The organism is Exiguobacterium sp. ZOR0005 (assembly GCF_000798975.1).
Taxonomy (GTDB): Bacteria; Bacillota; Bacilli; order Exiguobacteriales; family Exiguobacteriaceae; genus Exiguobacterium; species Exiguobacterium aurantiacum.
In genome coordinates this window covers 46,545-54,833 of record NZ_JTLB01000010.1, presented here as the reverse complement: position 1 = coordinate 54,833, position 8,289 = coordinate 46,545, and the positions used below count along the sequence as shown (strand labels likewise).

Annotated in this window: 11 protein-coding genes; 6 read left to right on the top strand and 5 right to left on the bottom strand. The window is 52.9% G+C overall.

Annotated elements, in window-relative coordinates; translation table 11 throughout:
* Positions 1-4 precede the first annotated feature (4 nt).
* The 4 genes from dhaM to L971_RS03640 form a co-directional block, all read right to left on the bottom strand.
* Positions 5-352 carry a dihydroxyacetone kinase phosphoryl donor subunit DhaM gene (gene dhaM / locus L971_RS03655; protein ID WP_369793342.1) on the bottom strand — a complete coding sequence of 116 codons (348 nt, stop codon included), beginning with the start codon at positions 350-352 and terminating at the stop codon, positions 5-7.
* Positions 353-368: 16 nt separating this feature from the next.
* Positions 369-959: a dihydroxyacetone kinase subunit DhaL gene (gene dhaL, locus L971_RS03650; RefSeq protein ID WP_024371332.1), complete on the bottom strand. Its 591-nt coding sequence runs from the start codon at positions 957-959 to the stop codon at positions 369-371.
* A gap of 19 nt (positions 960-978) precedes the next feature.
* Positions 979-1,956, bottom strand: coding sequence for a dihydroxyacetone kinase subunit DhaK (gene dhaK, locus L971_RS03645; RefSeq protein ID WP_047374351.1), 978 nt, complete (start codon positions 1,954-1,956; stop codon positions 979-981).
* 102 nt (positions 1,957-2,058) lie between these two features.
* Positions 2,059-2,361, bottom strand: a complete 303-nt coding sequence (locus L971_RS03640) for a PepSY domain-containing protein (protein ID WP_024371334.1) — start codon at positions 2,359-2,361, stop codon at positions 2,059-2,061.
* Between the two features lie 135 nt (positions 2,362-2,496).
* Between L971_RS03640 and L971_RS03635 the strand changes: the two genes are divergently transcribed.
* Together L971_RS03635 and L971_RS03630 are read left to right on the top strand one after the other, a co-directional pair.
* Positions 2,497-3,570, top strand: coding sequence for a M42 family metallopeptidase (locus L971_RS03635; RefSeq protein WP_047374349.1), 1,074 nt, complete (start codon positions 2,497-2,499; stop codon positions 3,568-3,570).
* 122 nt (positions 3,571-3,692) lie between these two features.
* Entirely contained in the window at positions 3,693-4,709 is a 1,017-nt protein-coding gene (locus tag L971_RS03630) for a PTS transporter subunit IIC (RefSeq protein ID WP_024371336.1), read from the top strand.
* A gap of 39 nt (positions 4,710-4,748) precedes the next feature.
* Here the strand turns inward: L971_RS03630 and L971_RS03625 are convergent, their stop codons facing one another.
* Positions 4,749-5,081, bottom strand: a complete 333-nt coding sequence (locus L971_RS03625; protein ID WP_081977037.1) for a hypothetical protein — start codon at positions 5,079-5,081, stop codon at positions 4,749-4,751.
* Between the two features lie 114 nt (positions 5,082-5,195).
* Between L971_RS03625 and L971_RS03620 the strand changes: the two genes are divergently transcribed.
* Genes L971_RS03620 through L971_RS14785 form a run of 4 tightly spaced genes read left to right on the top strand, consistent with a single transcriptional unit; the run spans position 5,196 to position 8,232 of the window.
* Positions 5,196-5,507: a thioredoxin family protein gene (locus L971_RS03620; protein ID WP_029334689.1), complete on the top strand. Its 312-nt coding sequence runs from the start codon at positions 5,196-5,198 to the stop codon at positions 5,505-5,507.
* A 5-nt stretch (positions 5,508-5,512) separates the two neighbouring features.
* On the top strand, positions 5,513-6,304 hold the full coding sequence (locus tag L971_RS03615; protein WP_029334690.1) for a DUF1444 family protein: 792 nt from the start codon (positions 5,513-5,515) through the stop codon (positions 6,302-6,304).
* Positions 6,305-6,352: 48 nt separating this feature from the next.
* Positions 6,353-6,973 (top strand): YtpR family tRNA-binding protein, encoded by a 621-nt coding sequence (gene ytpR / locus L971_RS03610; protein ID WP_024371340.1) that lies wholly within the window; start codon positions 6,353-6,355, stop codon positions 6,971-6,973.
* Positions 6,974-7,026: 53 nt separating this feature from the next.
* Positions 7,027-8,232 carry a hypothetical protein gene (locus tag L971_RS14785; RefSeq protein ID WP_052200254.1) on the top strand — a complete coding sequence of 402 codons (1,206 nt, stop codon included), beginning with the start codon at positions 7,027-7,029 and terminating at the stop codon, positions 8,230-8,232.
* Positions 8,233-8,289: the final 57 nt, after the last annotated feature.

Below are 8,289 nucleotides of genomic sequence, written 5' to 3'. Positions count from 1 at the left end.
TTTTTTATGTGTCTTGCTTCAATTGCTCCATAATTTGCTCGAGCTCCATCCCGTTTCCTGAGGAGACGGCGGCGACGAAGGCGCTCTCGACGATTGGTCCGTCATAAAATTGGACGTCTTTGTCGCCTTCATACATATCGATCGCCAATTCGGCGTTCATCGTCGCCGAACCGATATCGGACAAGAGGAGGGCCTCTTTGTCGACGGCTTCAAGCGCCTCAAGGATACGAGTCACATCGGTCCCGATGCTGCCATCTTCGAGCCCGCCGGCGAGATGGATTGGAACCGTCGGCGCCATTTCTTTCAACAAGTCTTGAATCCCTTCAGCGATCTTGGCGCTGTGGGAGACGATGATGAGTTCGACGATGTTAACCGACCTCCTTCATGATGGCTTTCAAAACGATGGCGCTTGACATCGCCCCAGGGTCGATCGTCCCGCGTGAGTTGTCGCCGAAGTAAGAGGCGCGCCCTTTCGTCGCTTTCATGTCTTCGGTGTCTTGGACGAGCTCGTCAAGTTTCGCGACGTAGTCGTCCGAGTCGTTCAGTTCGTTCAGGAACGGTTCCCATACATCGACCATCGTCTTTTGACCTACTTCCGATTTCCCACGCGCCTTGATGGCGGCCGCACCTTCCTCGAGGGCGGATTTGACGAGCGCGAAATCCGCTTCCTCGGCATCGCCGAACGCCGTCGCCGCTTTCACGAACGCCGAGCCATAGAGGGGGCCGGCCGCTCCGCCGACTTTCGCCATGAGCGTCATTCCGACTTTCTTGCTCAAAGCGCCGAGTGAATCGTAATCGTCATCGAGTACGGAAACGACGGCCTCAAACCCGCGAGACATGTTAATCCCGTGATCACCGTCACCGATGGCTCGGTCCAGGTCTGTCAGTGTGTCTTTGTTTGCCTCGATTTCTGATTGGGCGTTCCGTAGCGCTTCTTTCAACCCGTCTATCGTTAACATGCGATCAACACCTCGTTTATCAAATTTTGAAACCGTGCGCTGCCGAAGGCGCATCGAGATAATTCGTAATTTCATCATCAAGTGGTAAGAGCGTGATTGAGAAACCGTGCATCTCGAGCGATGTCATATAGTTGCCGACATATTTCCGCTTCAGCGTATAGCCGGCCGCCTCAAGTTTATTGGCGACGAAATGATAGGTGACATACAGCTCGGACAGCGGAGTACCGCCCATTCCGTTGACCATGACAGCGACTTCGCCCGGCTCGACTTCCTTCTTCAAGTGATCGAGAAGGTCATCTACGATCGAATCGACGCCTGTCGTCGGCTTCCGCTCGACCCCACGCTCCCCGTGAATGCCGATCCCGATCTCCATCTCTTCCTCATTCAAGTCGAAGCCCGGTTTTCCGCTCACAGGCATGTAGCACGGTTCGACGGCCATCCCCATGGAGCGGACGTGGCTCGCGACTTTTTCGGCGACGGTTTTGACTTCCTCGAGCGATTTCCCGCTCGCGGCAGCAGCCCCTGCCACTTTATGAACGAAAACCGTCCCGGCCACACCGCGGCGATCGTCTTTGTTCGCAATGGCGACGTCATCCGCAACGACGACGTGGTCGACTTTAATGCCTTCAGCGTCTGCGAGTTCCGCGGCGAGCTCGAAGTTCATAACGTCCCCGGCATAGTTTTTCACGACAAGGAGGACCCCATTTCCGCCATCCGCCGCCTTGATGCCTTCAAGCACCATGTCTGGCGTCGGGGATGTGAACACTTCTCCGCAGACGGCGGCGTCTAACATCCCATCGCCCACGTAACCGGCATGCGCCGGCTCGTGACCGCTGCCACCACCGGAGACGAGACCGACTTTTCCAGACTTCGCGCCACCTGCTCGACAGATGACGTTTACTCCTTCGACACGACCGTACACGTCAGGATGGGCGTGGACCATCCCTTCGACCATTTGCGATACGAGCTCATTTGCCTCACCGATCAGTTTTTTCACGTGGGATCACTCCTTTTCGAATTTAAAAAAAGTACCAATTACATTTTTCCACTCTTTTAGCTGGATTAAACAAAAAAACCGGCGAATCTTCGCCGGTTCTGGTCATGCATATTCGAGTAAAGCACCTGTCTCTGAGTCGACCGTGAATTGGTACGTCTTTTCTTCATCGTTCTCAAGGACAGAAATGCCGCCTTTGAAGACGTCATATTCGCGACCATCGTAAGTATAAACCTCAGGAGATGCCGAGATCCATGCCCCTTGGACGTGACCTTTGGCTGAAAACGCGCGTTTCGTATATTCGAGCGCATCTTCGGCCGATAAGCTTCGTTCATCTAATACTTTTTTCGTCATAAGTGCGGCAACGACAGCGACCCCGATTCCAACTAACCAATACCTTTTCTTCATATGACTACCTCCCCTTGAACTGTGGCTATCATGTACATCGTACCAAAACCTGTACCCCATTGGAATGAAAAGCATTCGCTTCTATCGAAAACTTCTGTATATAATGGTTGCACAACGGTTGAAGGGATGAGACAGATGGAACAAAAAACGAGAGAATTATTCAAGACGCTGACCGAGCTGCCAGGTGCACCGGGCTTTGAGTCGGAAGTGCGCAGTTTCGTGCGGGACCGCATCACACCGCACGTCGATGAAGTCATGACGGACGGCATCGGTTCGATTTTCGGGAAGCGTGTCGGAGACGAATCGGGACCGCGAATCATGGTCGCTGGCCATATGGATGAAGTCGCGTTCATGGTCACCCGGATCACGGACAACGGCATGTTATACATACAACCACTCGGCGGCTGGTGGAACCAAGTGCTCATGGCCCAACGATTTGATATCGTGACAGCGGACGGAAAGATTCCAGGGGTCGTCGCCTCGACACCACCGCACTTGCTCGGGCCAGACGCGATGAACAAACCGATGGAAATCAAACAGATGTTCATCGACATCGGGGCCGACTCGAAAGAAGAGGCGGAGTCTTGGGGAGTACGTCCGGGTCTTCCGGCCATCCCGTCAAGCGAGTTCACACCGCTCCATCATCCGAAAAAAATTATGGCGAAAGCGTGGGACAACCGCTACGGCGTCGGTCTCGCTGTCGAGCTGTTAGAAGAGACGACGAAAGCGGACCATCCGAACATTTTGTTCTCCGGTGCGACCGTACAAGAAGAAGTCGGGCTTCGTGGCGCTCAGACAGCTGCCGAGATGATTCAACCGGACGTCGCCCTCGTGCTCGATGCGTCACCGGCGAACGATGCGTCGGGAAACAAGACCGAGTTCGGCCAACTTGGAGAAGGGGCGCTCATCCGCATTCTCGACCGCGTCATGGTCATGTCCCCTGAGATGCGTGATTTCTTGCTCGATACGGCGTCAGACGAGAACATTAAAACGCAATACTTTGTCTCCCCAGGTGGCACGGACGCCGGTCGGATCCACTTGAGCGGTCAAGGCGTACCGACGGCCGTCATCGGGGTTGCGGCCCGTTACATTCACACGCACGCATCGATTCTCCATACGGACGATTACGACGCGGCGAAAGCGCTCTTGAAGGCGCTCGTCAAGCGGCTCGACCGCTCAACGATGGAAACGTTACGCGCCTCCCGTTGATTCGGAAACGTCACTTTACAAGTGGCGTTTTTTTATTGCTATTTATTAAAAAATGCTTATACTAAAAAACGTGTGAAGACACGAACGTTACTACTGACAAGACAATGAAAAGAGGAAGTCCCATGCTCAAGAAAAAAGGCATCACGTTAAGCCCGTCCTTGTACTTCGTGACGGCGCTTAGTTATATGGCGCTCGGTTTATTCAGCACACTGATCATCGGATTGATCATGAAGACGATCGGCGGTCAATTGGCCGAGGCGGCGCTTGGCAATTTTGGTCCGACGCTCATCGCCATTGGCGACGTCGCAATCGGCTTGACCGGTCCGGCCATCGGTATTGCCATCGCCTATGCCCTGCAGGCACCGCCGCTCATCTTGTTCTCGGCGCTCGTCGTCGGGACGTTCGGCTATGAGTTCGGTCCGGCCGGTAGTTATGTGGCAACGCTTCTCGCCGTCGAAGTGGCGAAACTCGTCTCCAAGTCGACAAAGCTTGATATTCTCGTCACCCCGTTCACGACGATTGCGGTCGGTTATGTGAGTGCGACGTACATCGGAAAGTATGTCGGGCTGTTCATGACGCAACTCGGGACGTGGATTGAGTGGGGCACCGAGCAACAACCACTCTTCATGGGTGTCGTTGTGGCGACGCTTATGGGACTCGCGTTGACGGCTCCAATCTCGAGTGCGGCCATCGCGCTCATGCTCGGATTGAGCGGAGTCGCCGCCGGCGCTGCGACGGTCGGTTGTGCGGCGCAGATGATCGGTTTTGCTGTCACAAGTTATCGAGATAATGGAATCGGCGGGGCGATCGCACAAGGCATCGGGACATCGATGCTTCAAGTCGGGAACGTCGTGAAAAATCCGTGGATTTTGCTTCCGCCGACACTTGCCGGGGCCGTGTTGGCGCCGATAGCCATCTTACTATTCGAACTAGAGAGCGTTGCAGCGGGTGCCGGTATGGGGACGAGCGGTCTCGTCGGGCCGATCGTCATGCTCGAGACGATGGGCTTCAGCTGGCATACGCTCATCGTCGTCTCGGGTTTCCTGATCGTCGGACCAGCGATTCTCAGCTATGCCGTCTATCAAGTGCTTTCCCGGATGGACCGGATTCGACCGAACGACATGAAAATCGAATATTGAACACAAAAAAAGCGTTTCCTAAGAAGGAACGCTTTTTGATTAGATTCCAAAAAATTGACGGACCGTCTCGACAGTCTCCCGCGGCACACGGAAACTCGCCAAAAATAAGACGAGGAGGATGACATAGATCGGGATGAGAAACCGTTTTCGGACAATCGGTAAGTAGCGGGCCGTCTTTTTCAATGCCTGTTCGACGACATAAATGACGGCGAAACCGATGACGAGCCAAATTAAAATTTCTGAACGTGTCTTATCTGTATCAATAAACAAGTATCCGTAGCGGAGAATGGCGAGCATGCCGATGACACCGACGAGTTGCTCGAGTGGATGCTTCATATCTGGATTCAATTGTTCCCGCGTCCATTTTGTCATGTCGTCACCTTTTTCTAATAGTCTTCGCTCTCGATTATAGCAAAACGTGAGAGCGGAATGTGAGAACGGACATATGCTATCATGAATGGGGAAAAAAGAACAGGAGTGGTGAAAATGAAACAATTGAAAACAATGACGGAATATACAGAAGCTAAACAAGGAAAGAGTATTTTCATGTTTTCAGCGACATGGTGTGGGGATTGCCGTTTTCTCGACCCGTTCATGCCTGAAATCGAAGCGAAATTCTCGGATTGGACGTTTTACTACGTTGATCGTGACGAGTGGATCGAGCTTGCCCAAGAGTTAGACATTTTTGGAATCCCAAGCTTCGTCGCTTTCAATGAAGGCCAAGAGGTCGACCGTTACGTCGGTCGCGAGCGGAAGACACCTGAGCAAGTCGAAGCGTTCGTCAACGGGCTAGGGTGAGCGGGATGGAACGCAATGAATTGAGACGTCACATCGAGGGGCACTTTACGGACGGCTATCGTACGTCCTACGACCGTGAAAACGAGGTGCTTCGCATTGAACGCACGAACGACCGGTTTGGTGTCAACATCCGCTTAGCCCCGCTCGTGGCGAAAACGAAAGTTCGTGGGACCGTCGCGGTCGAAGAAGTGGTCGAATATATTCAAACCGCACTCGCTGCGGATGATGCGGTCACCCTTGCCGGAAATGAAGCAAATATTTATCCGGTCATACGGGCCGCCTCGTTCGCGAAAGAGACGAAACGCGGGCAAGCGCTCGTCACGACACCTCATACGGCCGAGACCGCTATCTTTTATGCGCTCGACCTCGGTAACGGCTATCGGTTGATTGAAGAGCGTCATCTAGGGGAGCTATCGCAACCGCAAGTGGAGGCGCTCGCGCTGGAGAACGTCAAAACGCTGCCGACCGACATGAAGACGGACACGGTCGCCGGTAACACGTTCTACTTTCTGTCGACGCGTGATGGCTACGAGGCGTCGCGGATCTTGAATGAAGATTTCTTACGGGTCATGGAGCGTCGGATCGAAGGAGATATGCTCGTCGGGGTTCCGCATCAAGACGTCTTGGTCGTGGCCGACATCCGAAACGATGAGGGATACGATGTGATGCAACAGCTCATGTTCGATTTTTTCACGAACGGACGGATCCCGGTGACGGCACTCGCCTTCCATTATGAAGCTGGCGTATTTGAACCAATTTTTATTGTTGGAAAAAAGAACCCACCAACAGACGCATAATCTGCTAAACTATTTGTGTCTAGTTTGAAAGAAGGGGCGTATTTACGTATGCAAATCAATGCTTTTTATAACCGTGAAGGAATCGGCGACGTTCTCATGGTGTTGTTAAGAGAAGGAGATCGCCATCACCAAATCGTGGAACGGAAAGATGACGTGGCCATCGTCAAGGCGACGGATGGAAAAGTGAACGGCTACAACGTGTTCAATGCGAGTAACTATTTTAACGTCTCTGACTGGCACGGACCAGTCGAATTGACAGCTGAGCTGATTGAGACGCTCGGTGTCATCTTGCGTAAACAAAATATCGAGGCAGACTTGTCCGGCGTCGACTTCACACCGAAATTTGTCGTCGGTTACGTCGAGTCGGCCGAGAAACATCCGGATGCCGACAAACTGTCGATTTGCCAAGTCGAGACCGATCAAGGGACGGTGCAAATCGTCTGTGGCGCACCGAACGTTGCGGCCGGCCAAAAAGTCGTCGTCGCGAAGCCTGGTGCGGTCATGCCGTCGGGTCTCATTATCCGACCGTCTAAACTTCGGGGAGAAAGCTCGCAAGGAATGATCTGCTCGGCTCGTGAGTTGAACTTACCGGATGCCCCGCAAGAAAAAGGGATTTTGGTGTTAGATGACGAATATGAAGTAGGGAAAGCATTTGAAATCGGTCGCTGAATTCGACCGATTTTTTGCTAAATAGGATTGAGTGAAAAAGCGAGGAATCTAGTATGGATGCATATGAACGTTCATTGAAACAACAAGCTGATCGTATTCGACGTGAACTGTCCCAAGAAGGGAAGAAAGCTGCGCCTGCTCCAAAAATCGATCCACCTGACGAGTTCGTCCCGACGGATGTACCGTCACCGATTTACGGATATGCACGCCCGAAACCAAAAATCAATTTACCGGACGAGCACTCCCCGGAGACGAGGACCGATTTTACGAGCGATTCACGCGAGACCGTAACGGAGCGGGACGTACCGTCAGCATCGACGTCTGAATCTTTCGTCTCGGAGAGGTCTGCGGCCGTTGACAAGTTTGACCGGACGACTGTGTTTAACGATACGTTATCTCAAGAACGTGTCGTTCTAGAAGACTCAAATCCGGTCGATGAACCGACTGTAGACGAAACAGAAGCGACGCCCCCGATCGAGGCCGATCCGGAACAGACGAGTGCTGAAGAGACGGTGCTCGAGTCGATCCACTTAGCAAAAGAAAGCCAAGCTGATCGTGTGGGAGCTGCAGAACCGGTGACGATGGAAACGGAAGTGTCTGAAGAGACGACACCGGAGTTGGTCGACGAAGTAGAAGCAAGTGAAGCTATGGAACCGGTGACGATGGAAACGGAAGTGTCTGAAGAGACGGCATCAGAGTCAGTCGACGAAGTAGAAGCAAGCGAAGCTATGGAACCGATGGCGATGGATGCGAAAGTGTCTGAAGAGACGGCACCGGAGTCAGTCGACGAAGTAGAAGCAAGCGAAGCCACGGAACCGGTGGTGATGGATGCGGAATCCCGAGCGGAATCCAATATTTCCACGGAAACAGACAACGGCGACGAATCGACGAGTGACGACAAGCCGTCTTTAGGCGATGTCTCTATCGTAGAGGGCGGGTTCGCTTCTGTCTTTATGGGGTCGACTGATTTGAAGGCATCGAAACTGGTCGTCCGGGAAGATAAAGACGATGTCTCGTTCGACGACGTGACAATCGAGGCGTCTTCTGTCGAAGAGGTCGCGCCGATTGTCGAGGATGTTGCAAAGACATTACAAGCCGAGCCGGAAGCCCAAACGGTGGAAGACGAGACCGAATTGACTCCTGCGGTCAGCGTGTCTTATAAAGCCGAAGGACCGCCGCTCAACGTCATGATGACCCCACAAGACCGGATGGCGATGTACCGAAGCCGTCGTCTTGCTCAAAAAAACAATAATCTGTAATAGCATGACACCTAGAGTTTTGCTATAATGACAAAGGTTTGTCGCATTTTCTTCAAA